Below are 25,176 nucleotides of genomic sequence, written 5' to 3' on the forward strand. Positions count from 1 at the left end.
CGGCGAAATCTATCGTTACTAGCAATACAAGTTACTGTGATTCCAGACGCCTTCGGGTTATATGGTCAAGTGACTAAGCGTGCACGGTGGATGCCTTGGCAGTCAGAGGCGATGAAGGACGTTGTAACCTGCGATAAGGTTCGGGGAGCTGGTAAACAAGCTTTGATCCGGACATTTCCGAATGGGGAAACCCACCTATTTATAGGTATCTTTTAACTGAATACATAGGTTATTAGAGGCGAACCTGGGGAACTGAAACATCTAAGTACCCAGAGGAAAAGAAATCAACCGAGATTCCCTAAGTAGCGGCGAGCGAACGGGGATTAGCCCTTAAGCTTTATTAGGTTTAACAGAACACTCTGGAAAGTGTGGCCATAGTGGGTGATAGCCCCGTATGTGAAAAACCTTTTAAAGTGAAATCGAGTAGGACGGCACACGTGAAACGCTGTCTGAATATGGGGGGACCATCCTCCAAGGCTAAATACTCCTGACTGACCGATAGTGAACCAGTACCGTGAGGGAAAGGCGAAAAGAACCCCTGTGAGGGGAGTGAAATAGACCCTGAAACCGTGTACGTACAAGCAGTGGGAGCCGTTTTAGGACGGTGACTGCGTACCTTTTGTATAATGGGTCAGCGACTTACTTTTAGTGGCAAGGTTAAGCATTTGCGGAGCCGTAGGGAAACCGAGTCTTAATAGGGCGTCCAGTCGCTAGGAGTAGACCCGAAACCGAGTGATCTATCCATGGGCAGGTTGAAGATGCAGTAACATGCATTGGAGGACCGAACCGACTGTCGTTGAAAAGCCAGCGGATGACTTGTGGATAGGAGTGAAAGGCTAATCAAACTCGGAGATAGCTGGTTCTCCTCGAAAACTATTTAGGTAGTGCCTCGTGTCTAACCATGGGGGGTAGAGCACTGTTTCGGCTAGGGGGTCATCCCGACTTACCAACCCGATGCAAACTCCGAATACCCATGAGTTCAATCACGGGAGACACACGGCGGGTGCTAACGTCCGTCGTGGAAAGGGAAACAACCCAGACCGTCAGCTAAGGTCCCAAAGTTTATGCTAAGTGGGAAACGATGTGGGAAGGCTTAGACAGCTAGGAGGTTGGCTTAGAAGCAGCCACCCTTTAAAGAAAGCGTAATAGCTCACTAGTCGAGTCGGCCCGCGCGGAAGATATAACGGGGCTAAGCATAACACCGAAGCTACGGATGCACTTTGTGCATGGTAGAGGAGCGTTCTGTAAGCTGTTGAAGCGGAAGCTGTAAGGCACCGTGGAGGTATCAGAAGTGCGAATGCTGACATGAGTAACGATAAGGGAGGTGAAAACCCTCCCCGCCGGAAGACCAAGGGTTCCTATCCAACGCTATTCGAGGTAGGGTGAGTCGGCCCCTAAGGAGAGGCTGAAGAGCGTATCCGATGGGAAACAGGTTAATATTCCTGTACTGCTCATAACTGCGATGGGGGGACGGAGAAGGCTAGGCTAGCGCGGCGTTGGTTGTCCGCGTTTAAGGTTGTAGGTTTAGAGTTTAGGTAAATCCGGACTCTTCTAAGACCGAGAACCGATGACGAGGTCCTTTATGGACTGAAGTAGTTGATGCCATGCTTCCAGGAAAATCCTCTAAGCTTCAGGTTATGACTAACCGTACCCTAAACCGACACAGGTGGTCAGGTAGAGAATACTAAGGCGTATGAGAAAACTCGGGTGAAGGAACTAGGCAAAATGGCACCGTAACTTCGGGAGAAGGTGCGCCGGTTTTGGTGATGGGATTTACTCCCTAAGCTGAGGCCGGTCGAAGATACCAGGTGGCTGCGACTGTTTATTAAAAACATAGCACTCTGCAAACTCGAAAGAGGACGTATAGGGTGTGACGCCTGCCCGGTGCCGGAAGGTTAATTGATGGGGTTAGCGCTTGCGCGAAGCTCTTGATCGAAGCCCCGGTAAACGGCGGCCGTAACTATAACGGTCCTAAGGTAGCGAAATTCCTTGTCGGGTAAGTTCCGACCTGCACGAATGGCGTAACGATGGCCACACTGTCTCCACCCGAGACTCAGTGAAATTGAAATAGCTGTTAAGATGCAGTTTACCCGCGGCTAGACGGAAAGACCCCGTGAACCTTTACTACAGCTTCACAGTGGACTTTGACATTACTTGTGTAGAATAGCTGGGAGGCTTTGAAACTCTGTCGCCAGATAGAGTGGAGCCACCTTTGAAATACCAGCCTGGTAATGTTGAGGTTCTAACCCAGTTCCCTAAGCGGGATCGGGGACATTGTGTGGTGGGTAGTTTGACTGGGGCGGTCTCCTCCCAAAGAGTAACGGAGGAGCACGAAGGTACCCTCAGCATGGTCGGAAATCATGCAATGAGCGCAAGAGTAGAAGGGTGCTTGACTGCGAGACAGACACGTCGAGCAGGTACGAAAGTAGGTTCTAGTGATCCGGTGGTTCTGTATGGAAGGGCCATCGCTCAACGGATAAAAGGTACTCCGGGGATAACAGGCTGATACCGCCCAAGAGTTCACATCGACGGCGGTGTTTGGCACCTCGATGTCGGCTCATCACATCCTGGGGCTGAAGCCGGTCCCAAGGGTATGGCTGTTCGCCATTTAAAGTGGTACGCGAGCTGGGTTTAGAACGTCGTGAGACAGTTCGGTCCCTATCTGCCGTGGGCGTTTGAGATTTGAGAAGAGTTGCTCCTAGTACGAGAGGACCGGAGTGAACGAACCTCTGGTGTACCGGTTGTGATGCCAATTGCATTGCCGGGTAGCTACGTTCGGACGGGATAACCGCTGAAAGCATCTAAGCGGGAAGCCTCCTTCAAGATGAGATCTCACTGGGAACTTGATTCCCCTAAAGGGCCGTTGAAGACTACGACGTTGATAGGTTGGGTGTGGAAGCGCTGTGAGGCGTTGAGCTAACCAATACTAATTGCCCGTGAGGCTTGACCATATAACGCCCAAGGCGTTTGGCAAGTGACTTGTAAGATATGTAAGACGATAGAGAGTAACGAATTAGCGCGTAGTAGAGCTACAGTCGAAAGCTTATCTAGATCAAATAAAAGAAGAATCAGATCTAAGTTGTAACAGTTTTGCTTGGCGACCATAGAGTTGTGGAACCACCTGAATCCATCCCGAACTCAGACGTGAAACGCAACATCGCCGATGGTAGTGTGGGGCTTCCCCATGTGAGAGTAGGTCATCGCCAAGCATTTAATTAAGAGAAAACCCCGGTCACGCTGTGATCGGGGTTTTTTCGTTTTGGAATAAACAATACTGAACGAAGTATTTACGCTAGGCTTAATCCGCATACCCTCTCTAGCAACTAGCAACTAGCAACTAGCAACTAGCAACTAGCAACTAGCAACTAGCAACTAGCAACTAGCAACTAGCAACTAGCAACTAGCAACTAGCAACTGAATAAACTTGCCGCATATTCATCCTTCTATCTATACTGCTTCAGAGGATCCTGTCTTACCAAACGCGAAAGGTGTGGGTGATGAATAGCGTTAAGTTATATTTGCAGTTTTGTTTTTTATCTTTAATGGCGGTTTTTTCTGCTTCGTCGTACGCCGAAGAGTGTAAAGTTTTAACTGCTACAGGTAATTCTGAATACCCACCTTATCTTTGGCGTGCTGATGACGGAAGTAAGTCTCTATTAGGGGCTAACCGTTTGATTATGGATGAGCTGAGCAAGCGCTTAGGTGTTGAAATTCAGCTTCAGGATGTTGGTTCATGGGCCAGGGCTCAAGATATGCTTCGGTCCGGTAGGATTGATTTGATGGCTGGGGCTTTTTATACGATCCCGCGAAACCAGTACATGGATTACGTTTATCCTGCTTTTCTTAATACAAAGAGTGTTGTTTGGCGGCGCAAGGGGTCCGGCCTTGTGTACGATAAACGAGAAGATCTTATTGGAAGGTCGGGTGTGACAGTAATAAATAATAGTTTTGGTCAAGAGTTTGATGAGTACGCAAAGGCCAACTTGAATTTGCAGTATGTTGCGTCTCTGAAACAGGCGTTTCTCATGATTAAACGGTCTAGGGCTGACTATGCGTTATATGAGCAGAACCCTGGATTGGCATATGCCGATTTGCTTGGCTATAAGTCAGATCTTGAGGTGCTTGATCCGTCTATTAGTAGTGAAGGTTTATATCTTACTATTTCACATAAATCCAAATGTAACACAGGTGCTTTAAGAGGGATGTTGGCTAAAGCAATAAGGGATATGAAGGCAGATGGTTTTATGGCCAATGCTTTAAAAGTAAGTCTCAAAAATTGGAATGAGTTTTCTGCAAAGTAGATTGTTTAATTATAAAAAGCCCGGCATAAGCCGGGCTTTTTATTTGTTAATGTAGTTTTGAAATTACTGTGGTTAATTGTTTGCTTGCGAATGATAGTTTCTCTGCTTGTTTTTTGTTTGTTTCAGCTGCAGATTTTGTATATTGGCTTAATGTATTTGTTGTCTCGATTGTATCTGCTATCTCTGAGGTCACGGAGGTCTGCTCTTCAGTGGATGACGCAATCAAAACACTCATGTCGTTAATTTCACTGATTGAATTTCTTATGATTTTAATTGCTGCTTGGGCATCTTTTGCAAGATTGACAGTGTCGGTTGCAGCTCTTTGTTGGATGCCCATTTTCTCAACAGTTTGCTCGGTCGTTTGATTTAGGCGGGTTGTGATTGTTTGGATTTCGTCTGCTGATTTTGCGGTGTTTGCGGCAAGGTTTCTAACTTCATCTGCAACTACAGCAAATCCGCGACCTGTTTCACCTGCTCGAGCTGCTTCAATTGCTGCGTTTAGGGCCAATAAGTTGGTTTGCTCTGCAAAGCCTTGTATTACACCGAGTACATTTTGTATAGCAATAGAATCTTCTTGTAGGGCGTTCAATGATTCTGATGTTGCTGCAATTTCATTGTTTAGTTTATCAATATGATCGCCCGTAGCTTTAATTTGCTCATAGCCTTTATTTGCCAGTTGTGAGGCTTCTAGTGTAGCTGAGCTGCTCTGTGTTGCTCTTGTTGCTACTTCAGTAAATGAGCTGTTTAGCTGCGTTATTTGTACTACAGCATTTTCGGTGGCTGCTTGTTGCTGTAGAACTGTGTTTTCTAGTTGAGTTGCTTCTGTAATAGCGCTGTTTTGGAGTTGCTTTAAATTGTTAGTTTCCTGCTCGATATCCATAAGGAATTTTTTGAAGAAGCATTGTAGTCTGTCTATGGCGCTATTAAGTGTTTCGGCTTCGGTTAATCTTGAGTCTATTTGGATATTGCTGCTAAATTTTCCATGTGACAGTTGATCTATATATTCCGTTGTTACAATCAGGATGCTGCCTAATTTACGCAGTAATATGTTCATGGATATGCCTGTTGCAATAATCAGAATGGTGCATATGGCCATGATTAGGTATACCGAGAAGCGAATGTTTTCATATTTATCTGCGATAGTGCTGGCGATATTTGCCACTGATTGCTCTAGATCAGCCACATTTTTCTGAGCGGCAGAGCTAGATTCGTTTTTTTGTTGACTAAACTTTTTCGCATTTTTAAGTTCTTTTGGATACCGATTAACAAGATCTTTAATGTTTGCTAAGGGTTCATCACCAACCTCTTCTTTCTTGCTATCGCTTACCTCCTCGGTTGCAAGGCCTAGTAAAGAAGAGAGATCGTCTTGATCATCTGTGTCTTTGAATATGCCGAGTCGATCAAGTTTGTTGATTGTTTCTGCGTCCGTTTTAAGCTCAGATAGGAGGAACTCAATCTGTTGCAGGCTCTCCTTTTTGCCGTTTTCAAAGAAGCTTTGGCGGCTATGACTGAGTAAAACAGTGTTTTTTTGCAGGCTTAATAGTAGATCTACATAGCTATTCTTGATGTGGTTTTGATCGTAACTAGCTTTATCTGCATATTCTTTGACGGATTGTATAGCGTCGTTTAATTCTCTTTCATTATGTATGAGTAATACTTCTGGTTGCGCAAGTTTTCCTGCAGCGCGCATTTCTGTAAGGGTTTTGCTCTTTATGTTCTTTAATTTATCTAGAACGCCAGCTCGTATCTCTTCTGGTAAGTTTCTTTGCGTGCTTTCTGAAAGCTCTTCAAGATTCTGTTCTATTGTCGTCAGTAAAGTTGCATCCCCTGTCATTAAATACTTTGATACTGGCTGTTCAAGTTTTATGTAGATTTCATTGATGTAGCCATGATAGTTGTCTTTCATCTTGAAAGCAGAATCTAGCCGTTCTAAAGACCAAAAAATTGCGGCAGCCAGTAAAATTACGATTAGGGCTAAAGTTATGCTCGCAATGCGTGTAATAGTTGAAATCTTCATAAGGGGCCTTATGTTTATGAGAGCGGTGTTTGATACTGTTTCTTGCAGTGCTTTTTACTTCAAGAATGTGACAGATGTGTTAATTGACCGTTTGTTACATAACTCTTTTCATCGAGTGCGATGGACAGATTGGCGAATTTGGCATAGAATGCAGTCGTTTTGCCTAAGGCAAAATTTACACACAGGTTTCTAAAACAAAAAAGCGAGGTTAACTTCAGGTTTTACCTCGCTTTTTTGCACGTATCGTTTCTGATTTTTGTTGTTGCGCATTTACGCGGGGAGGTTCAATTGGCGAGACCAGCCATTCTTGCTCTTGAAGACGGAAGCATTTTCAAGGGCGTAGCCATTGGCGCAGACGGTCTGTCTAGCGGCGAGGTTGTATTTAATACCTCTATGACGGGTTACCAGGAGATCCTAACGGATCCATCATATTGCAGTCAGATTGTTACCCTGACATATCCACATATTGGTAATACTGGCACCAATACAGAAGATGAAGAATCTTCTCGCACGTGGGCTGCTGGTTTAGTCATTCGTGATCTTCCATTGGTTGCGAGTAACTTCCGGAATGAAAAGAACCTTGATGATTATCTTAAGGATAACAATATCGTTGGTATCGCTGATATTGATACTCGACGTTTAACACGTATTTTGCGTGAAAAGGGTTCTCTTAACGGTTGCATCATGGCCGGTGATATTGATGAGGCTAAAGCGTTAGCAGAAGCTAAATCATTCCCAGGTCTAAAAGGTATGGATCTAGCTCAAGTTGTTACAACTGAAGAGAAATACGAGTGGACTTCTTCTACTTGGAAACTAGGCCAAGGTCATGAAGAGAAAACTGCAGCAGAACAAGAGTTCCATGTTGTTGCATATGACTACGGTGTGAAACGCAATATCTTACGCATGTTGGTTGAACGTGGTTGTCGCCTAACGGTTGTACCTGCGAAAACTCCTGCATCAGATGTACTTGCGTTGAATCCTGATGGTGTATTCCTATCGAATGGTCCTGGAGATCCAGAACCTTGTGATTACGCAATTGCTGCAATTGAAGAAATTTGCAAAACAGATCTGCCTATCTTTGGTATCTGCCTTGGCCATCAGCTACTTGCGTTGGCTTCTGGTGCGAAGACAGTGAAGATGAAGTTTGGTCATCACGGTGCTAACCATCCAGTACAAGATCTGGAAGGTAAGCAGGTAATGATTACTTCACAGAACCACGGTTTTGCGGTTGATGAAGATGCTTTGCCAGAAAATGTTCGTGCTACACATAAGTCTCTATTCGATGGCTCTTTGCAGGGTATTGAAAGAACAGATCGTGCGGCATTTAGTTTCCAGGGTCACCCTGAAGCTAGCCCTGGCCCACACGATGTAGCGCCTCTGTTTGATCGCTTCATCGAAGATATGAAAGCTGCGAAAGCTTAATCGCTGCTCTGCCTGCTTGCAGGCTCTGAAACGATACAAGGCAGGTGTGAATTAGCCGCCTGCCGCAGTTATTAACTGATACGACTGGTTTATTACCGATGCCAAAACGTACGGACTTAAAAAGTATTTTGATTCTTGGTGCTGGCCCGATTGTTATCGGTCAGGCATGTGAATTTGACTATTCTGGCGCACAAGCTTGTAAAGCTCTGCGTGAAGAAGGTTACCGCGTCATTCTGGTTAACTCTAACCCTGCAACCATTATGACTGATCCAGCGATGGCTGACTCAACTTATATTGAGCCAATCAACTGGAAAACTGTAGAAAAAATTATCGCCAAAGAAAAGCCAGATGCGCTATTGCCTACTATGGGTGGTCAGACTGCATTGAACTGTGCTCTTGATCTTGAACGTGAAGGCGTTCTTGAGAAACATGGCGTTGAGATGATCGGTGCAAACGCCGACACGATTGATAAAGCTGAAGACCGTGATCGTTTTGATAAAGCGATGAAAGCAATTGGTCTTGAATGCCCTCGTGCATCTATTGCGCACAGCATGGAAGAGGCGTTGCAGGTTCAAGCGCAACTAGGCTTCCCTTGTATCATCCGTCCATCCTTCACAATGGGTGGTACTGGTGGTGGTATTGCGTACAACAAAGAAGAATTTATCGAAATTTGTGAGCGTGGCTTAGATCTGTCACCTACAACTGAATTGTTGATCGATGAATCTTTGATTGGTTGGAAAGAGTACGAGATGGAAGTTGTTCGTGATAAGAACGACAACTGCATCATCGTTTGTGCGATCGAAAACTTCGATGCGATGGGTGTACACACAGGTGACTCCATCACTGTTGCGCCAGCACAGACGCTAACAGATAAAGAATACCAGATCATGCGTAATGCTTCTTTGGCAGTACTGCGTGAAATCGGCGTAGAAACTGGCGGTTCAAACGTACAGTTTGGTGTGAATCCGAAAGATGGCCGTATGGTTGTAATCGAGATGAACCCGCGTGTATCTCGTTCTTCTGCGTTGGCATCTAAAGCGACTGGTTTCCCAATTGCAAAAGTTGCTGCGAAACTAGCAATTGGTTACACGCTGGATGAGCTACAGAACGATATTACTGGTGGTGCTACGCCAGCGTCTTTCGAGCCATCTATTGACTACGTTGTAACTAAGATCCCTCGTTTTACTTTCGAGAAATTCCCACAGGCAAATGATCGTCTGACAACTCAGATGAAGTCTGTTGGTGAGGTTATGGCTATTGGCCGTACTCAGCAGGAGTCTCTACAGAAAGCACTTCGTGGTCTAGAGGTTGGTGCGACTGGTTTCGACTCAATTATCGACATTGCTAGCGAAGATGCGCGTTCTACAATCGTGCGTGAGATGAAAGAGCCGGGTGCTGAGCGTATTTGGTACCTAGGCGATGCATTCCGTATGGGGATGAGCGTTGAAGAACTATACGAGATCAGCGGTATTGATCCTTGGTTCTTGGTTCAAGTAGAAGACATTATTAAAGATGAGCAGCGTGTATCTGAGACGGCGATGTCCGATCTTGATAAAGATGCGGTGTTCCGCCTGAAGCGTAAAGGTTTCTCTGATGAGCGCTTGGCGACTCTTCTTGGTGTATCTGAGAAGCAGTTCCGTAAGCATCGTCACAATTTAGATGTACGTCCGGTTTATAAGCGTGTTGATACATGTGCAGCGGAATTCGCATCTGATACAGCTTACATGTACTCCTCTTATGAAGAAGAGTGTGAAGCGAATCCTTCTGACCGTGACAAGATCATGGTTATCGGTGGTGGTCCAAACCGTATCGGTCAAGGTATCGAGTTTGACTACTGCTGTGTACATGCAGCACTTGCAGCGCGCGACGACGGTTTTGAAACAATCATGGTTAACTGTAACCCTGAGACTGTTTCTACTGATTACGATACATCTGATCGTCTGTTCTTCGAGCCAATCACGCTTGAGGATGTACTTGAAATCGTAAATGTTGAGAAGCCAAAAGGTGTTATCGTTCAGTACGGTGGTCAGACACCACTGAAACTGGCTGTTGCACTTGAGCAGGCTGGCGTACCAATTATCGGCACTTCACCAGAAGCGATTGACCGTGCAGAAGACCGTGAACAGTTCCAGCAAATGCTGAAGCGTCTTGGTCTTAAACAGCCAGAAAACGCGACTGTACGTTCTCTAGAAGAAGCGATCATCGAAGCTGATAAGCTTGGTTACCCGCTAGTTGTTCGTCCATCTTACGTATTGGGTGGTCGTGCAATGGAGATCGTTTACAAAGAGGAAGAGCTGCGCCGCTACATGAATACTGCGGTACAGGTATCTAACGACGCACCAGTATTGTTGGATCACTTCCTGAATGCTGCAGTTGAAGTTGATATTGATGCGGTTTGCGACGGTAAGGATGTAGTTATCGGTGCAATCATGCAGCACATCGAGCAAGCAGGTGTTCACTCTGGTGACTCTGCATGTTCATTCCCTCCGTATAGTCTTGCTGATGATGTTCAAGATGAAATGCGTGAGATGGTGCGCAAGATGGCGTTGGAGCTAGGTGTAGTTGGCCTAATGAATACGCAGCTTGCATATCAGGATGGTGAAATTTACGTGATCGAGGTTAACCCTCGTGCATCCCGTACTGTACCGTTTGTTTCTAAGTGTATCGGTGTTTCTCTAGCGAAAATCGGTGCTCAGGTAATGACGGGTAAGTCTCTAGCTGAGCTTGGCTTCACTAAAGAGATCGTACCAACATTGTTTAACGTGAAAGAAGCTGTATTTCCGTTCAACAAGTTCCAAGGTGTTGATCCAATTCTATCCCCAGAGATGAAGTCTACTGGTGAAGTTATGGGTGTTGGCGCTACCTTCGGTGAAGCGTTTATGAAGGCGCAGATCGGTGCGGGCGAAACTATGCCGCAAGCGGGTAAAGCGTTCATCTCTGTACGTGAAGTTGATAAAGATGCTTCCATGCAGATTGCTAAAGATCTAGCTGAACTAGGCTTCTCTCTAGTAGCTACTCGCGGTACTGCTAAGCTAATGGCTGAACAGGGCCTTGAGGTTGAAGTTGTAAATAAAGTGATGGAAGGTCGTCCAAACATTGTTGATATGATCAAGAATGATGAGATTGCTTACATTGTGAATACAACAGAAGGCCGTAAAGCAATTGAAGATTCTGCTGATATTCGTCGTAGTGCTCTGCAGCATAAAGTGCCATATACCACTACATTGGCAGGTGCTGAAGCAATTACTATGGCATTACAGTACGGCGAAGAGAAAGAAGTTCGTCGCGTTCAGGATATAGGAGCATAATTGTGAATCGTGTACCTATGACTGCAGCAGGTGAGAAAGCGCTTCGTGAAGAGCTTGATCAACTGAAAACTGTAGATCGCCCACGTGTAATTGCTGATATTGCAGAAGCGCGTGAACACGGTGACCTAAAGGAAAACGCTGAATACCATGCTGCTCGTGAGCAGCAGGGTTTCATTGAAGGTCGTATCCAGGAACTGGAAGCTAAGCTGTCTAACTGTCAGGTAATTGATGTAACAGCCATTCCGCACTCTGGTAAGGTTATCTTCGGTACTACAGTGACTATCATTAACTTAGATACTGATGAGTCTAAGACTTATCAGATCGTAGGTGATGATGAAGCTGATATTAAAGTGAATAAAATCTCAGTTAATTCACCAATCGCTCGTGGCCTAGTCGGCAAAGAGGAAGGTGATATCGTAAATATTCAGACGCCGGGTGGCGCTACTGAATATGAGATTGATGAGGTTGCTCATATCTGAGCGGACTAAAAAAGGGTGCCTAGGCACCCTTTTTTGTATTTATGCTGTTTTAATAGCTTGCTAAGTAGATATTAACGTAACAAGTTAGATAGTTTTGGGTTTGGCTCAAGCGCTCTACGATAAATTAGCGCAATGTGACCAATCTCTTGCACGATCTCAGCTTCAACAATTTCGCATAGTTCGCGAATCAGTTGTTTTTTAACGTCGCGATCACCAACAGCAAACTTTACCTTGATCAGTTCGTGATCTTCTAAAGCGCGATCGACTTCAAGTTGAATAGCTTCAGTTAGGCCTTTTCCTGCTACAGTTACTAGAGGATTAAGTTTGTGGCCTATAGTGCGGTAATGCTTCTTTTGCTCAGTGCTCAAGCTCATATTAAAATACGTTGCCTCAATGTTTAGCTGGGCGTTTAATGCGAATATTATCTAATACCCTAGTCCAGCATATTTAATTAATTCTATTTTACCTGAGTTATGCGGTTCTGAGTAGCGCATGGCTCATTCAGTCAAGAGAGTGAAGCGAAGTGGCGAAAGCATCAAGTAGTGAGCGTTGGTTAAAAGAACACTTTGATGATCATTGGGTTAAGAAGTCCAAAGAACTCGGTTATAGATCGCGTGCTAGTTTTAAGCTGATTGAATTAGATGAGAAAGATAAGCTGCTTAAGCAGGGAATGACGGTTGTCGATCTAGGTGCAGCACCTGGTGGTTGGTCTCAAGTGGCAGCAGAGCGCGTTGGTGATCACGGTCGAGTGGTGGCATCAGATATTCTGCCAATGGACAGTATGGCGGGTGTAGAGTTCGTTCAAGGTGACTTTACTGAGGAGGAAGTGCTGCATAAAATCCTAAATGCGCTAGGAGATGAACCAGCAGACCTTGTAATTTCAGATATGGCCCCCAATATGAGTGGTATGTCTGCTGTTGATCAGCCAGCAGCGATGTATTTGGTTGAGCTTGCTTTGGATATGGCGCGCGAGGTGTTGAAGCCTGGCGGAACGTTTGTCGCTAAAGTATTCCAGGGTGAAGGTTTTGATCAATATTTAAAAGATATGCGTACAAGTTTTGACAAAGTGGTTACGCGTAAGCCTGATTCTTCTCGAGCTCGTTCCCGTGAAGTCTACCTTTTAGGTAAAGGTTTTAAAGGTTAATTAGTGTTTTAGTGGTCAATCGTGGCCGCTTAGTATAGTGTTTAGCGTTTTCTTATAACGCTAAACAAAATCAGCAAATTGAGGGTATTCCATTGAATGATATGGCGAAAAATCTAGTTCTATGGCTGGTGATCGCAGCGGTATTGCTGACTGTTTTTAATAATTTTAATGAGACGGCTGAGTCTAATCGACTAAGTTACTCCGATTTCGTCAAAGAAGTTCAGGATGATGGTGTAACTAAAGTCATTATTGATGGCTATATTATTCAGGGTCAGCGCTCTAACGGTGATATGTTTGAAACCGTACGCCCCGCGCTTCAAGATCCTAAATTGGTTGATGATCTAATTAATCACAATGTTGTGATTGAAGGTAAGCAGCCAGAGCAGCAGAGCATTTGGACTCAGTTGCTAGTCGCTTCTTTCCCTATCCTTGTCATTATCGCAGTGTTTATGTTCTTCATGCGTCAGATGCAAGGTGGCGGTGGAAAAGGCGGCCCAATGTCTTTCGGTAAGTCTAAAGCGCGCATGATGAGCGAAGATCAGATTAAAACGACCTTCGACGATGTTGCTGGTGTTGAAGAGGCTAAGGAAGATGTTCGTGAACTGGTAGATTTTCTTCGTGATCCGGGTAAGTTCCAACGCCTAGGTGGCCATATTCCACGTGGTGTATTGATGGCGGGTAATCCGGGTACCGGTAAAACCTTGTTGGCGAAAGCAATCGCCGGCGAAGCTAAAGTGCCTTTCTTTAGTATTTCTGGTTCTGACTTCGTAGAGATGTTCGTGGGTGTGGGTGCGTCCCGTGTACGTGACATGTTTGATCAAGCGAAGAAAAATGCTCCATGTATCATCTTTATCGATGAGATTGACGCTGTAGGCCGTCACCGTGGTGTTGGTATGGGTGGAGGTAATGATGAGCGTGAACAGACATTGAACCAATTGTTGGTAGAGATGGATGGCTTTGAAGGCAGTGAAGGTATTATCGTAATCGCTGCCACTAACCGCCCAGATGTACTTGATCCTGCGTTATTGCGTCCGGGGCGTTTTGACCGTCAGGTTCATGTCGGTCTGCCTGATATTCTTGGCCGTGAAAAGATTCTTAAAGTGCATATGCGTAAAGTGCCATTAGGTGAAGATGTTAAGCCTGATCTGATTGCGCGTGGTACACCTGGTTTCTCTGGTGCTGATCTAGCGAACCTTGTAAACGAAGCGGCCCTATTTGCAGCACGCGCTAACAAACGCACTGTAAGTATGAACCAGTTTGAGCAAGCGAAAGACAAAATTATGATGGGCGCTGAGCGCAAATCTATGGTGATGTCTGAGAAAGAACGCTTGAATACCGCTTACCATGAAGCTGGTCACGCGATTGTTGGTCGTCTAATGCCAGAACATGATCCTGTGTATAAAGTGTCTATCATTCCACGTGGTCGTGCATTGGGCGTAACTATGTTCTTGCCTGAAGAGGACCGTTATAGCCATAGCCGTCAGTCTATCCTGTCTAATATCTGCTCGCTTTACGGTGGTCGTATTGCTGAGGAAATGACATTGGGCAAAGAGGGTGTAACCACCGGTGCATCTAATGATATTCAGCGCGCAACTTCTTTCGCACGTAATATGGTGGCGAAGTGGGGTCTAAGCGATGAATTGGGGCCATTGTTATACGATGAAGAAGATGCAGATCCATTTAACCGTGGCTACGGTCAAGGTGCTAAACCATTAGCGGAAGAAACGCAGCGTCGTATTGATACAGAAACCCGCAAGATTATCGATGATTGTTATCAGAAGGCAGAGCAGATTCTGGACCAGAATCGCGATATCCTAGAGACAATGTGTCAGGCCTTGATGAAGTACGAAACGATTGATAGTAAGCAGATTGATCAGTTGATGAACCGTGAAGAAGTGTCTGCCCCTGATGGTTGGGTGGAAGAGGATAAAAACGGTTCAGACCATGGAGCTAGTGAAAGCGTAAATACTGATACAGAATCAGACGTTGATGATCGATCAGATGATGATTCAGATCAGGATATCCCTCGCTCACCGGATAATAATATTCACTAAGCTTAAGGTGAATATGAAAAGGCTGGCTTTGCAGAAGGTCAGCCTTTTTTTATTGTATCAAGTAATGAAGAACATGATTTATGCGCCAGTTAGTTTGTGGTAATCGAATTCTAAACTTAGCCGAAACTCAGGTAATGGGGATCTTAAATGTGACGCCTGATTCGTTCTCGGATGGCGGAACGTTGTATTCCAATCAGCAAGTAAGACTGGATAATGTAATTCGACGAGCTGAAGCGATGGTGGCTGATGGTGCAACAATCTTGGATGTGGGTGGTGAGTCTACCCGTCCAGGTGCTGCTGCTGTAAGTTTAGAAGAAGAGTTAAGTCGAGTACTTCCTGTTGTAGAGAAAATTGCATCAGAATTAGATGTCGTAATTTCAGTGGATACCAGTACCCCATCAGTGATAACTGAGTCAGCTAAGCTAGGTGCGGGCTTGATCAATGATGTTAGAGCGCTAGGGCGAGCAGGTGCTCTAGAAGCGGCAGCTAATACTGATCTACCTATCTGCTTAATGCATATGCAGGGAAGTCCAGCGACAATGCAAGATGCCCCCTTATATGATGACGTGCTCGACGATGTTGAACACTTCTTATTACAGCGGGTGGAAGCATGCGAAGTAGTCGGTATCTCAAAAGACAGATTGTTATTAGATCCAGGGTTCGGCTTTGGTAAAAGCATAGAGCATAATCTACGTCTGATGAATAATTTAGACAGATTAAAGAAACATGGACTTCCTCTGCTAATTGGGACGTCCCGAAAATCGATGATAGGGGCTGTCCTCGATAATGAGGTAGAGCAGCGACTACCGGGTAGCTTGGCCACTGTGGCAATTGCAGTAATGCAAGGTGCAGAGATAATTCGTGTGCATGACGTTGCTGAAACGGTGGATGTAGTGAAGATGACACGCGCGGTTATGGCTGAGACGGTATAAAAAGGAATATAAGTAAATGAGTAAGCGTTATTTTGGTACTGATGGTATTCGTGGCAAGGTTGGTCAATTTCCTGTAACTCCTGATTTTGTTCTTAAGTTAGGTTGGGCAGCAGGAAAGGTATTTTCAAGAGAAGGTCACAGTAAAATATTGATTGGTAAAGATACGCGGATATCTGGTTACATGTTTGAATCTGCTTTAGAAGCGGGCTTATCTGCTGCTGGAGTGGATGTTTTACTAACGGGTCCAATGCCGACTCCAGCTGTTGCTTATCTTGCACGCACTTTCCGTGCTGATGCTGGTATCGTCATAAGTGCATCTCACAATGCTTATTACGATAACGGCATTAAATTCTTCTCTGCGGAAGGGACTAAACTACCTGACGAAATTGAGCAGGCGATTGAAGCCCAGATGGATATCGCAATGACTACGGTCGATTCTGCAGAATTAGGTAAAGCTCGTCGTATTGATGATGCTGCTGGTCGTTACATCGAGTTTTGTAAGGCTACTGCTGGCGGTATCAGCCTGAAAGGCTTAAAGATAATCTTAGACTGTGCCAATGGCGCGACCTACCACGTTGCTCCTGCTGTATTTTCAGAGTTGGGCGCAGAAGTTGTTGAAATAGCATCGGCGCCAGATGGTCTAAATATCAATGAAAAATGCGGTGCAACCGCAACGCAACGTTTACAAACGGTTGTCACTGCAGAAAAAGCAGATTTAGGTATCGCTTTAGATGGTGATGGTGATCGTGTGATTATGGTCGATCACCTTGGTGAAGAGGTGGATGGCGATGAGCTTCTATACATGATTGCAGCGCAAATGCGTCGCGAAGAATCCTTTCATGGCGGTGTTGTTGGGACTTTAATGACCAACTTCGGTCTAGAGCAAGCCTATGCACGAGAAGGAATCCCATTTGTTCGTGCAAATGTAGGTGATCGTTATGTGATGGAGCAGTTATACAAACATGATTGGTTACTTGGTGGCGAAAGCTCAGGTCATATCGTATGTCGCCATCTAACGACTACGGGTGATGGTACGGTAGCAGCATTACAGGTACTGAAGGCCATAGTTGAAACGGGCGAATCATTGAATACTCTGCGTCACGGTATGACAAAGTTGCCGCAGAAAATGATTAATGTACGTATGGCGCAAAAGCATAATATTTCAGAGGTTGAAGGGATTAATATTGCCGTTGCAAAAACAGAAGCGCAATTAGGTGATCGAGGCCGTGTTCTTCTTCGTCCGTCAGGTACTGAGCCTGTAGTACGCGTCATGATTGAGGGCGAAAATGAAGAAGAAGTTAACGGCTTGTGTCAGCAGTTGGCTGATGAGGTTGAAAAAGCCCTGCTTGCGCTTGAAAGTTCAGAGTAAGCCAGTTAATATTTGCGCCTCTTTAAATGGGGGTATAAATGCGTACAGCCTTAGTAGCCGGTAACTGGAAAATGAATGGTAATTCAGCATCTATCAATGCGTTGATGGAAGGTCTGAATGCTGAGCTTAAATCCAATGCTGTTGATGTGCTGGTTTGTCCGCCGTCTATATACCTCTCTCAAGTAAAAGCATTGACTGCTGATTCTGTTATTGCACTGGGTGCGCAGAATGTTAGTGAGCAAAATAACGGTGCTTTTACGGGTGAGGTCTCTTTAGAGATGTTGCTAGATTTAAGCTGCGAATACGTAATTCTTGGTCATTCCGAGCGTCGTAGTTTGTATGCTGAGTCAGACGATCTGGTTGCTGATAAATTTAAAGCAACTGTCGCTGCTGGCTTGAAGCCAATCCTATGTGTTGGCGAAACGCTGGAAGAGCGTGAAGAAGGTAATACGCTTGCGGTTGTTGAACGACAGATTAAAGCTGTTGTAAATGCTGCAGGGATTGAACAATTTACGGATGCAGTCATTGCTTATGAGCCTGTATGGGCTATAGGTACAGGTAAAACTGCAACACCGGAACAAGCGCAAGAAGTTCATGCAGCTATTCGTAATATGATAGCTGAATGTGATGCTGAGCTAGCTAGCAAAATGCGTATCTTGTATGGTGGCAGCGTAAATGCTGCAAACGCAGCTGAATTGTTCGCAAATGAAGATGTTGATGGGGGGCTTGTTGGTGGAGCATCCCTTAAAACAAACGACTTTATTGCCATCTGCCAAGCGGCAGGTGCATAACTAACGGTTCTGAGATGGAAACAGTAGTTTTAATTATTCATGTATTGTTGGCAGCCGCTGTAATTGGCTTAATTTTGCTGCAGCAAGGCAAGGGTGCTGAAGCTGGCGCTTCTTTTGGCGCAGGTGCTTCGCAGACTGTTTTTGGTAGTACCGGTAGCGGTAACTTCCTTTCTCGCGTAACAGGTATTGTTGCTGCGGGCATTTTTGTTACAAGCTTTGTTTTAGCTGTGTACGCTAAAGAAAAAGCTGATTCTGTTGGTGATGCAGGTATTCCTTCTGCTGAGCTTATCGAAAGTAAAGCAGCTGAGTCTGCTGTTGCTGAAGAGCCAGCGCTACCTGTTTTTGATGAGTCTAAGCCAGAAGCGCCTGTTGACTCTGATATTCCTCAAAATAACTAACAGTAAAAGTTTGTTGCCCAAGTGGTGGAATTGGTAGACACGCTATCTTGAGGGGGTAGTGGCCGTCAGGCCGTGCCGGTTCAAGTCCGGCCTTGGGCACCATATTTCTTGATTAAGAGCCTCAGTACATATACAATTTGCACCAGTTTTGGATAAGTGAATTGTTTGTTCGGTTAGTCTCTTATTCTTAGAAGTCAAAAAGCTAGGTTTTAGTTAGCTGTCCTGACTTCAGATTCACAGAAATGTCGAATCGTTTTAGGTTTTTGATGCGGGGTGGAGCAGCTTGGTAGCTCGTCGGGCTCATAACCCGAAGGTCGTTGGTTCAAATCCAGCCCCCGCTACCAACCTTATTTTTACGTAAGGCCCCTTTTAAGGGGCTTTTTCGTAGGTAAAATGCAGAGCCTTAAATGTTGGGTTTTGCATATCGGGAATGGGTCATTAGACCCATTTTTTGTTTTTGAAATTTACGATATTGAATCTAACTTATTGTTTTATAAGTGTTTGGTATCTTAGTGTTAGAACAGGTGGGTTATTCGTGTCAGCGAAAATGAAACTATTACAAGAGTTGATTGAGCCTTCAGTTACAGCGCTGGGGTTTGAGCTCTGGGGTATTGAGTTTCTCTCACAGGGAAAACACAGCACCCTTCGGGTGTATATCGATTCTGATAACGGCATTAACGTAGATGACTGCGCTAAAGTCAGCCATCAGGTTAGCGGAATTATGGATGTAGAAGATCCGATTGCAGGTAACTACACCCTTGAGGTGTCCTCTCCAGGTATGGATCGTCCTCTTTTTACACTTGAGCAATTTGAAACTTATGCAGGGTCTGTGATTCAGGTTCGCTTGCGAATTGCTTTTGAAGGCCGCCGTAAATTTAAAGGTGTGCTGAATGGTGTGGAAGGCGACGACATTCTGGTAGTGGTCGACAATGAAGAATATATGCTGCCGATTGAGTACATTGATCGTGCAAACATTATCCCTCAGTTCTAAACGTGGATTAGAGGTCTTAGGCGAGGCAGAAGCATGAATAAAGAGATTCTGTTGGTTGCGGAAGCAGTTTCTAACGAGAAAGATGTTCCGAAAGAAGTAATTTTCGAGGCGATTGAAGTTGCATTGGCAACAGCAACTAAGAAGCGTTACGACGAAGAAGCGGATATTCGCGTAGTTATTGATCGAACTACAGGCGATTATGAAACTTTCCGCCGCTGGTTGGTTGTAAGCAATGAAGAGGTGCCAGCACTAGGCACTGAGCTGACGATGGAAGAAGCTGAAGAAATTGATGCTTCTCTAGAACCAGGCAGCGTACATGAAGAACAGGTTGAGTCTGTTAAGTTTGGTCGTATTGCGGCACAGACTGCTAAACAGGTTATTGTTCAGAAAGTTCGCGAAGCAGAGCGTGCGAAAGTTGTTGAATTGTACCGTGATCGCCAAGGTGAATTGATCTCGGGCAGTGTTAAAAAAGTTACGCGCGATAACATTATTGTAGATCTAGGTAACAATGCTGAAGCGTTGCTACCGCGCGATCAGTTAATCCAGCGTGAAGCATTCCGCATGGGCGATCGTGTGCGTGCAGTTCTTCTTGAAGTTCGCTCTGAAGGCCGTGGCCCTCAGTTGATCTTGAGCCGTTCTTGCAACGAAATGTTGATTGAGCTGTTCCGTATCGAAGTTCCAGAGATCTCTGAAGAAGTGATCGAAATCCGAGCGGCGTCTCGTGATCCAGGGTCACGTGCGAAGATCGCGGTTAAAACAAATGATGGCCGTATCGATCCTGTTGGTGCATGTGTTGGTATGCGTGGTTCTCGTGTACAGGCTGTTTCCAACGAATTAGGCGGTGAGCGTGTTGATATCGTGCTTTGGGACGATAACCCAGCGCAGTTGGTTATCAACGCTATGGCGCCAGCAGATGTTGCCTCTATCGTGCTTGATGAAGAAACGCACTCAATGGATGTAGCAGTTGCTGAAGAAAACTTAGCGATGGCGATCGGCCGTAGTGGCCAGAACGTACGTTTGGCTTCCGAACTTACTGGTTGGGAACTAAACGTAATGACTGAAGAAGATGCTCAAGAGAAGCATCAGTCTGAAGTTGGTTCCGTTATCGATACATTCATCAACCACCTAGACGTTGATGAAGATGTTGCTGAAGTGTTGGTCGAAGAAGGTTTCACCACACTAGAGGAAGTTGCTTACGTTCCTGTTGATGAAATGTTAGAGATCGATGGTTTCGACGAAGCTATCGTAGAGGAACTACGTAAGCGTGCGAAAGATGCACTTCTTAACCTTGCTATTGCAAGCGAGGAAAAACTAGACAGTGCAGAACCAGCAGCAGACCTGTTGGAGATGGACGGTATGGACAAGCATTTAGCTTACCTACTGGCCGCGCAAGGTATTATCACTATGGAAGATCTAGCAGAACAGTCTATTGATGACCTGGTAGGTATTGAAGGCCTGGATGAAGAACGAGCTGCAGCGTTAATCATGACTGCTCGTGCTCCATGGTTTGCTGAAGAGTAAAGATTAACGGAAGAGGAGCCTCCTAACATGGCAGAAGTAACAGTTAAGCAGCTTGCCGAAATGGTTGGTGTTTCCGTTGAGCGTTTGCTAGAGCAAATGCAGGAAGCAGGCATTTCAGGCAAGAACGAAAAAGCAGAAGTATCTGAAACTGAGCGTCAATCACTGTTGAATCACCTAAAACGTAGTCACGGTGAAGACGCAGATGATGCAGAGCCTAAGAAGATTACACTTAAGCGTAAAACTACATCGACACTAAAAGTTTCTGGTGCTTCCGGTAAGAAGAAAACCGTGAACGTTGAAGTGCGTAAAAAACGTACTTATGTGAAACGATCAGAAGTTGAAGGTGCTGAAGGCGATACTGATCAGCAAGCAGAAGTGCAGAACACTGATGAGTTACGCATCGAAGAAGAGCGTAAACAGCAGGAAGCTGAAGCTCAAGCAGTGCGTGAAGCTGAAGAAAAAGCAGCTAAAGAGCGTGAAGCAGAAGCACAACAAAAACGCGAGCAAGAAGCTAAAGCTGCAGAGCAGAAGAAGCACGAAGCTCAAGCTGCTGAGAAGGCTAAGCAGAAGAAAGAAGAAGATGCTAAACGCCGTAAAGCTGAAACTGAACAGCGTTTTAAAGCTCAAGAGCAGGCTAAGAAAAACGACTCGGGTAACGATAATCGTCGTGGCAAGGGTAAGAAAAAAGGCAACGATAACCGTGGTCAGGATCGTCGTGGCGGCAAAATTAGCCGTAACCGCGGTAAGAACGGCAAGCCTTTATCTAATAAGCCTAATGAACATGGTTTTAAAGAACCAACAACTCAGCAGGTAATTGAAGTATCAATTCCTGAAAGTATCACTGTTGCTGATTTAGCGAAGAAGATGAACGTTAAAGCAGCAGAAGTTATCAAAATCATGTTTGGTATGGGCGCAATGGCCACTATCAACCAAGTAATTGATCAAGATACTGCAACGCTTGTTGTTGAAGAAATGGGCCATACGCCTAAGCCGATGCAAGAGAATGCTGTAGAAGAAGCGTTGATGGAAAGCATTCAGGCGCAGCAGGGTGAGCAGGAAACTCGTGCACCAGTTGTAACTGTAATGGGTCACGTAGACCACGGTAAAACGTCTCTACTGGATTACATCAGATCTTCGCGTGTAGCTTCTGGTGAGTCTGGTGGTATTACCCAGCACATCGGTGCATACCATGTGGAAACTGATAACGGCATGGTTACTTTCCTTGATACTCCTGGACACGCTGCATTTACTGCAATGCGTGCACGTGGTGCGTCTGTAACTGATATCGTTATCTTGGTAGTTGCAGCGGATGACGGTGTAATGCCTCAGACTCAGGAAGCGGTTCAGCATGCTAAAGCAGCAGGCGTACCATTGGTTGTCGCTGTCAATAAGATTGATAAAGAACAAGCTGATCCTGATCGTGTTAAAAACGAATTGGCTGCATTAGAAGTTATTCCAGAAGAATGGGGTGGCGAAAACCAGTTTGTAAATGTTTCAGCGAAATCTGGTCAAGGCATTGAAGAGCTTCTTGATGCAGTTCTACTACAGTCAGAAATTCTGGAATTAACTGCTGTACCTAATGCACCAGCGCAGGGTGTTGTTGTTGAATCACGTCTAGACAAAGGTCGTGGCCCAGTAGCGACGGTACTAGTGCAGAACGGTACTCTACGTAAAGGTGATATCGTACTTGCAGGTCTTCATTATGGTCGTGTTCGTGCGATGCTGGATGAAAACGGTAAGCCGATTGAGTCTGCAGGCCCTGCGATTCCAGTTGAGATCCAAGGTCTAGACGGTACACCAAATGCTGGTGACGAGTTCACTATGGTATCTAACGAGAAGAAAGCACGTGAAGTGGCTCTATTCCGTCAAGGTAAATACCGTGATGTTAAGTTGGCTCGTCAGCAGAAGTCGAAACTGGAAAACTTGTTTGCAAATATGCAGGCAGGTGATGTTAAGACTTTCAATATCGTACTGAAAACAGACGTACGTGGTTCTTTGGAAGCCCTAACTCATGCATTGGAAGATCTATCTACTGATGAAGTTAAGGTGAACATCGTTTCTGGTGGCGTAGGTGGTATTGCTGAAACTGATGCTAACCTTGCAGTAACTGCAGATGCATTGATGGTCGGCTTTAACGTTCGTGCTGACGCTCAAGCGCGTCAGGTGCTAGAACGTGAAGGCATTGAGCTACGTTACTACAGCGTAATCTACGACATCATCGATGATGTTAAACAGGCGATGGGCGGTCTGCTATCTCCTGAGTATCGTGAAGAGATCGTGGGTATTGCTGAAGTACGTGACGTATTTAAAGCGCCTAAGATCGGTGCGGTTGCCGGCTGTATGGTTACAGAAGGTACTGTCTTCCGTAATAAACGAATCCGTGTTCTACGTGAAAACGTTGTTATCTACGAAGGTGAGCTAGAATCTCTTCGTCGCTTTAAAGATAACGTTAACGAAGTACGTCAGGGTATGGAATGTGGTATCGGCGTTAAGAACTACAACGATGTTAAAGTCGGCGACCAGATTGAGGTTTACGACACAGTTGAAGTTCAGCGCACGCTGTAATATTGCAAATACAAGGTAATAAATAACCTTTATGGCACGCGATTATAGTCGTACATCTAGGATTGCTGACCAGCTCCAACGTGAGCTGGCTCAGCTGATCCAGTTTGAAATAAAAGATCCACGCTTAGGTATGGTTACTGTTAGCCATGTCAAAGTCAGTAAGGATCTAGGTTTTGCTGATGTCTACATCACTGTTTTACCACTTAATGGTAAAGATGAAGCAGAAGCAATTATTGATTCACTAAAAGTACTTAACAATGCTGCTGGTTTCCTTCGTGGAGAGCTGTGCCGTAATGTTAAGTTACGAGTAATGCCGCAACTTCGTTTTCATTTCGATGAAACGATCGAACGTGGCAGACATCTACATCATCTGATTGAAGCGGCTATCCGCAAAGAAAATCAGAATGCTGATAACGACGCTGACGAGGAATAATCGTGGGTCGTCGTAGAAAATCCCGAGGCCGGGCGGTCGACGGTGTATTCTTGTTGAATAAACCGTCCGGTATCTCTTCTAATTCCGCTCTACAGCAAGTTCGACGCATTTATGATGCTGCTAAAGCAGGTCATACAGGTGCGTTGGATCCACTTGCCACCGGTATGTTACCCATCTGTTTAGGTGAAGCGACTAAGTTTTCTCAACACCTGCTCGATTCTGATAAGCGCTATATCACAACGGCTAAGCTTGGTATTCGGACAGATTCTAGTGATGCTGATGGTGCTGTAGTCGAAGAAAAACCTGTTCCGTCCGATCTGACTGAAGACAAAATCGATTCGATTTTACAGTCAGAATTTAGCGGTGAAATAGAACAAGTTCCTTCCATGTTTTCAGCTCTGAAGCACCAAGGACAGCCGCTTTATAAGCTGGCTCGAAAGGGTATTCAGGTCGAAGTTAAGCCGCGTAATGTGACGATCCATGAGATCAAATTAACGGCTTTGCGTGATGACGAAATCGATCTAGAAGTCTTCTGTTCGAAAGGGACGTATATCCGTTCAATTGTCGAAGATCTCGGCCATATTCTGGGCTGTGGTGCGCATGTCAAAATGCTCCATAGGCTAGATGTTGGTGCATTCACGGCTGACCGAATGATGAGTTTGGATGAGCTACGTGAGTTAGTGCCCGAAAACAGTGCTGAAGAAGAGCAAAAAGGCATACAAATCGAGCTGGATAAGCTATTATTGCCAGCCTGGGCTGCTGTAGATGATCTACCGGCAGTTCGATTAAATGATCAGCAAACCAGTTTGATTATGCATGGCCAAGCGGTAGCAAATGCTGATTATGCAGAAGGCAGCCTGATTCGCTTGTTTGGGACATCACTGGATAGCGATGCAGAGCGCTTTTTAGGCGTTGCCGAAGTAATTGAGCAACAATTAAAGCCTAAGCGCCTTATTTGCACTGAGGCTGATCAATAAAGATTTTATTTGGTTCTCGTAAGAGGGCCGATGTGGCGTTGTACTGAAAATATGCTCGGTGCATCGTTTCTTTTTAATCCGGCGATCTTATGATCGTGTGCATATTTTTTAGGAGTATGAAAATGGCATTAACTGCTGAGAAAAAAGCGGCAATCGTTGCAGATTTCGCTCGCGCTGAAGGCGACACTGGTTCCCCAGAAGTTCAGGTAGCTCTACTATCTGCTAACATCGAAGGTCTTCAAGGTCACTTCAAAGCGAACAAACACGACCACCACTCTCGCCGTGGTCTGATTCGCATGGTAAACCAGCGTCGTAAGCTGCTGGACTACCTAAAAGGTAAAGATGCTGATCGTTACCTTGAGCTGATCAAGCGTCTAGGTCTGCGTCGCTAAGTTAGTGTGAATTCTCTGGGGCCATACAATGTATGGCCCCGGTTTTATCAGGGGTAAGAAAAGATAACTATTTCATCCCGCC

The 25,176-nt window shown here is 45.2% G+C and carries 18 protein-coding genes, 2 tRNA genes and 2 rRNA genes; 20 read left to right on the plus strand and 2 right to left on the minus strand.

Going from position 1 to position 25,176, the window contains the following annotated elements; all coding sequences use genetic code 11:
- Positions 1 to 63: 63 nt before the first annotated feature.
- From ACMXYV_RS01815 to ACMXYV_RS01825, 3 genes are all read left to right on the plus strand, one after another.
- Positions 64 to 2,951 (plus strand): 23S ribosomal RNA (locus tag ACMXYV_RS01815).
- Positions 2,952 to 3,093: 142 nt separating this feature from the next.
- Positions 3,094 to 3,209: ribosomal RNA gene (gene rrf / locus ACMXYV_RS01820) — 5S ribosomal RNA — on the plus strand.
- 288 nt (positions 3,210 to 3,497) lie between these two features.
- Positions 3,498 to 4,301 carry a substrate-binding periplasmic protein gene (locus ACMXYV_RS01825; protein WP_415890095.1) on the plus strand — a complete coding sequence of 268 codons (804 nt, stop codon included), beginning with the start codon at positions 3,498 to 3,500 and terminating at the stop codon, positions 4,299 to 4,301.
- A 46-nt stretch (positions 4,302 to 4,347) separates the two neighbouring features.
- On the opposite strand, the gene ACMXYV_RS01830 is transcribed toward ACMXYV_RS01825, so the two are convergent.
- Entirely contained in the window at positions 4,348 to 6,318 is a 1,971-nt protein-coding gene (locus tag ACMXYV_RS01830; protein WP_415890096.1) for a methyl-accepting chemotaxis protein, read from the minus strand.
- Positions 6,319 to 6,606: 288 nt separating this feature from the next.
- On the opposite strand from ACMXYV_RS01830, the gene carA reads away from it, so the two are divergent.
- The 3 genes from carA (at position 6,607) to greA (ending at position 11,527) form a co-directional block, all read left to right on the plus strand.
- Complete coding sequence (carA, locus tag ACMXYV_RS01835) at positions 6,607 to 7,740, plus strand: glutamine-hydrolyzing carbamoyl-phosphate synthase small subunit (protein WP_415890097.1); 1,134 nt, start codon at positions 6,607 to 6,609, stop codon at positions 7,738 to 7,740.
- 98 nt (positions 7,741 to 7,838) lie between these two features.
- Positions 7,839 to 11,048 (plus strand): carbamoyl-phosphate synthase large subunit, encoded by a 3,210-nt coding sequence (gene carB / locus ACMXYV_RS01840; protein WP_415890098.1) that lies wholly within the window; start codon positions 7,839 to 7,841, stop codon positions 11,046 to 11,048.
- A gap of 2 nt (positions 11,049 to 11,050) precedes the next feature.
- The gene (greA, locus tag ACMXYV_RS01845) at positions 11,051 to 11,527 is read left to right on the plus strand and encodes a transcription elongation factor GreA (protein ID WP_415890099.1); all 477 of its coding nucleotides are present in this window, start codon (positions 11,051 to 11,053) and stop codon (positions 11,525 to 11,527) included.
- Between the two features lie 71 nt (positions 11,528 to 11,598).
- Here greA and ACMXYV_RS01850 read toward each other — a convergent pair whose 3' ends face one another.
- Entirely contained in the window at positions 11,599 to 11,901 is a 303-nt protein-coding gene (locus tag ACMXYV_RS01850) for a YhbY family RNA-binding protein (protein WP_415883301.1), read from the minus strand.
- 149 nt (positions 11,902 to 12,050) lie between these two features.
- Here ACMXYV_RS01850 and rlmE point away from each other — a divergent pair, with 149 nt between their 5' ends.
- From rlmE to rpsO, 14 genes are all read left to right on the plus strand, one after another.
- Positions 12,051 to 12,671, plus strand: coding sequence for a 23S rRNA (uridine(2552)-2'-O)-methyltransferase RlmE (rlmE, locus tag ACMXYV_RS01855; protein WP_415883302.1), 621 nt, complete (start codon positions 12,051 to 12,053; stop codon positions 12,669 to 12,671).
- 101 nt (positions 12,672 to 12,772) lie between these two features.
- A complete protein-coding gene (gene ftsH / locus ACMXYV_RS01860; RefSeq protein WP_415890100.1) occupies positions 12,773 to 14,725 on the plus strand; it encodes an ATP-dependent zinc metalloprotease FtsH in 1,953 nt (650 codons plus the stop codon).
- Positions 14,726 to 14,805: 80 nt separating this feature from the next.
- The gene (gene folP / locus ACMXYV_RS01865) at positions 14,806 to 15,657 is read left to right on the plus strand and encodes a dihydropteroate synthase (protein ID WP_415890101.1); all 852 of its coding nucleotides are present in this window, start codon (positions 14,806 to 14,808) and stop codon (positions 15,655 to 15,657) included.
- A gap of 16 nt (positions 15,658 to 15,673) precedes the next feature.
- Positions 15,674 to 17,026 (plus strand): phosphoglucosamine mutase, encoded by a 1,353-nt coding sequence (gene glmM / locus ACMXYV_RS01870; RefSeq protein WP_415890102.1) that lies wholly within the window; start codon positions 15,674 to 15,676, stop codon positions 17,024 to 17,026.
- A 38-nt stretch (positions 17,027 to 17,064) separates the two neighbouring features.
- The gene (tpiA, locus tag ACMXYV_RS01875) at positions 17,065 to 17,817 is read left to right on the plus strand and encodes a triose-phosphate isomerase (RefSeq protein ID WP_415890103.1); all 753 of its coding nucleotides are present in this window, start codon (positions 17,065 to 17,067) and stop codon (positions 17,815 to 17,817) included.
- A 14-nt stretch (positions 17,818 to 17,831) separates the two neighbouring features.
- Positions 17,832 to 18,215, plus strand: coding sequence for a preprotein translocase subunit SecG (gene secG, locus ACMXYV_RS01880; protein WP_415890104.1), 384 nt, complete (start codon positions 17,832 to 17,834; stop codon positions 18,213 to 18,215).
- Between the two features lie 15 nt (positions 18,216 to 18,230).
- A tRNA-Leu gene (locus ACMXYV_RS01885) sits at positions 18,231 to 18,317 on the plus strand.
- Positions 18,318 to 18,482: 165 nt separating this feature from the next.
- A tRNA-Met gene (locus ACMXYV_RS01890) sits at positions 18,483 to 18,559 on the plus strand.
- A 191-nt stretch (positions 18,560 to 18,750) separates the two neighbouring features.
- On the plus strand, positions 18,751 to 19,206 hold the full coding sequence (gene rimP / locus ACMXYV_RS01895; RefSeq protein WP_415890105.1) for a ribosome maturation factor RimP: 456 nt from the start codon (positions 18,751 to 18,753) through the stop codon (positions 19,204 to 19,206).
- Between the two features lie 33 nt (positions 19,207 to 19,239).
- On the plus strand, positions 19,240 to 20,727 hold the full coding sequence (gene nusA / locus ACMXYV_RS01900; RefSeq protein ID WP_415890106.1) for a transcription termination factor NusA: 1,488 nt from the start codon (positions 19,240 to 19,242) through the stop codon (positions 20,725 to 20,727).
- A gap of 27 nt (positions 20,728 to 20,754) precedes the next feature.
- On the plus strand, positions 20,755 to 23,292 hold the full coding sequence (gene infB / locus ACMXYV_RS01905; protein WP_415890107.1) for a translation initiation factor IF-2: 2,538 nt from the start codon (positions 20,755 to 20,757) through the stop codon (positions 23,290 to 23,292).
- Positions 23,293 to 23,323: 31 nt separating this feature from the next.
- On the plus strand, positions 23,324 to 23,725 hold the full coding sequence (gene rbfA, locus ACMXYV_RS01910) for a 30S ribosome-binding factor RbfA (protein WP_415890108.1): 402 nt from the start codon (positions 23,324 to 23,326) through the stop codon (positions 23,723 to 23,725).
- A 2-nt stretch (positions 23,726 to 23,727) separates the two neighbouring features.
- Positions 23,728 to 24,702, plus strand: a complete 975-nt coding sequence (gene truB / locus ACMXYV_RS01915; protein ID WP_415890109.1) for a tRNA pseudouridine(55) synthase TruB — start codon at positions 23,728 to 23,730, stop codon at positions 24,700 to 24,702.
- 122 nt (positions 24,703 to 24,824) lie between these two features.
- The gene (gene rpsO, locus ACMXYV_RS01920; protein ID WP_415883313.1) at positions 24,825 to 25,094 is read left to right on the plus strand and encodes a 30S ribosomal protein S15; all 270 of its coding nucleotides are present in this window, start codon (positions 24,825 to 24,827) and stop codon (positions 25,092 to 25,094) included.
- Positions 25,095 to 25,176 lie beyond the last annotated feature (82 nt).

Source organism: Neptuniibacter sp. SY11_33, assembly GCF_047778025.1.
GTDB lineage: Bacteria > Pseudomonadota > Gammaproteobacteria > Pseudomonadales > Balneatricaceae > Neptuniibacter.

What these genes read in the sequence shown, in the direction of transcription:
- ACMXYV_RS01825 (WP_415890095.1), top strand. Translation starts at nt 3,498, where the DNA reads ATGAATAGCGTTAAGTTATATTTGCAGTTTTGTTTTTTATCTTTAATG.
- ACMXYV_RS01830 (WP_415890096.1), bottom strand. Translation starts at nt 6,318, where the DNA reads ATGAAGATTTCAACTATTACACGCATTGCGAGCATAACTTTAGCCCTA.
- carB (WP_415890098.1), top strand. Translation starts at nt 7,839, where the DNA reads ATGCCAAAACGTACGGACTTAAAAAGTATTTTGATTCTTGGTGCTGGC.
- ACMXYV_RS01850 (WP_415883301.1), bottom strand. Translation starts at nt 11,901, where the DNA reads ATGAGCTTGAGCACTGAGCAAAAGAAGCATTACCGCACTATAGGCCAC.
- ftsH (WP_415890100.1), top strand. Translation starts at nt 12,773, where the DNA reads ATGGCGAAAAATCTAGTTCTATGGCTGGTGATCGCAGCGGTATTGCTG.
- folP (WP_415890101.1), top strand. Translation starts at nt 14,806, where the DNA reads ATGCGCCAGTTAGTTTGTGGTAATCGAATTCTAAACTTAGCCGAAACT.
- glmM (WP_415890102.1), top strand. Translation starts at nt 15,674, where the DNA reads ATGAGTAAGCGTTATTTTGGTACTGATGGTATTCGTGGCAAGGTTGGT.
- tpiA (WP_415890103.1), top strand. Translation starts at nt 17,065, where the DNA reads ATGCGTACAGCCTTAGTAGCCGGTAACTGGAAAATGAATGGTAATTCA.
- secG (WP_415890104.1), top strand. Translation starts at nt 17,832, where the DNA reads ATGGAAACAGTAGTTTTAATTATTCATGTATTGTTGGCAGCCGCTGTA.
- nusA (WP_415890106.1), top strand. Translation starts at nt 19,240, where the DNA reads ATGAATAAAGAGATTCTGTTGGTTGCGGAAGCAGTTTCTAACGAGAAA.
- infB (WP_415890107.1), top strand. Translation starts at nt 20,755, where the DNA reads ATGGCAGAAGTAACAGTTAAGCAGCTTGCCGAAATGGTTGGTGTTTCC.
- rbfA (WP_415890108.1), top strand. Translation starts at nt 23,324, where the DNA reads ATGGCACGCGATTATAGTCGTACATCTAGGATTGCTGACCAGCTCCAA.
- rpsO (WP_415883313.1), top strand. Translation starts at nt 24,825, where the DNA reads ATGGCATTAACTGCTGAGAAAAAAGCGGCAATCGTTGCAGATTTCGCT.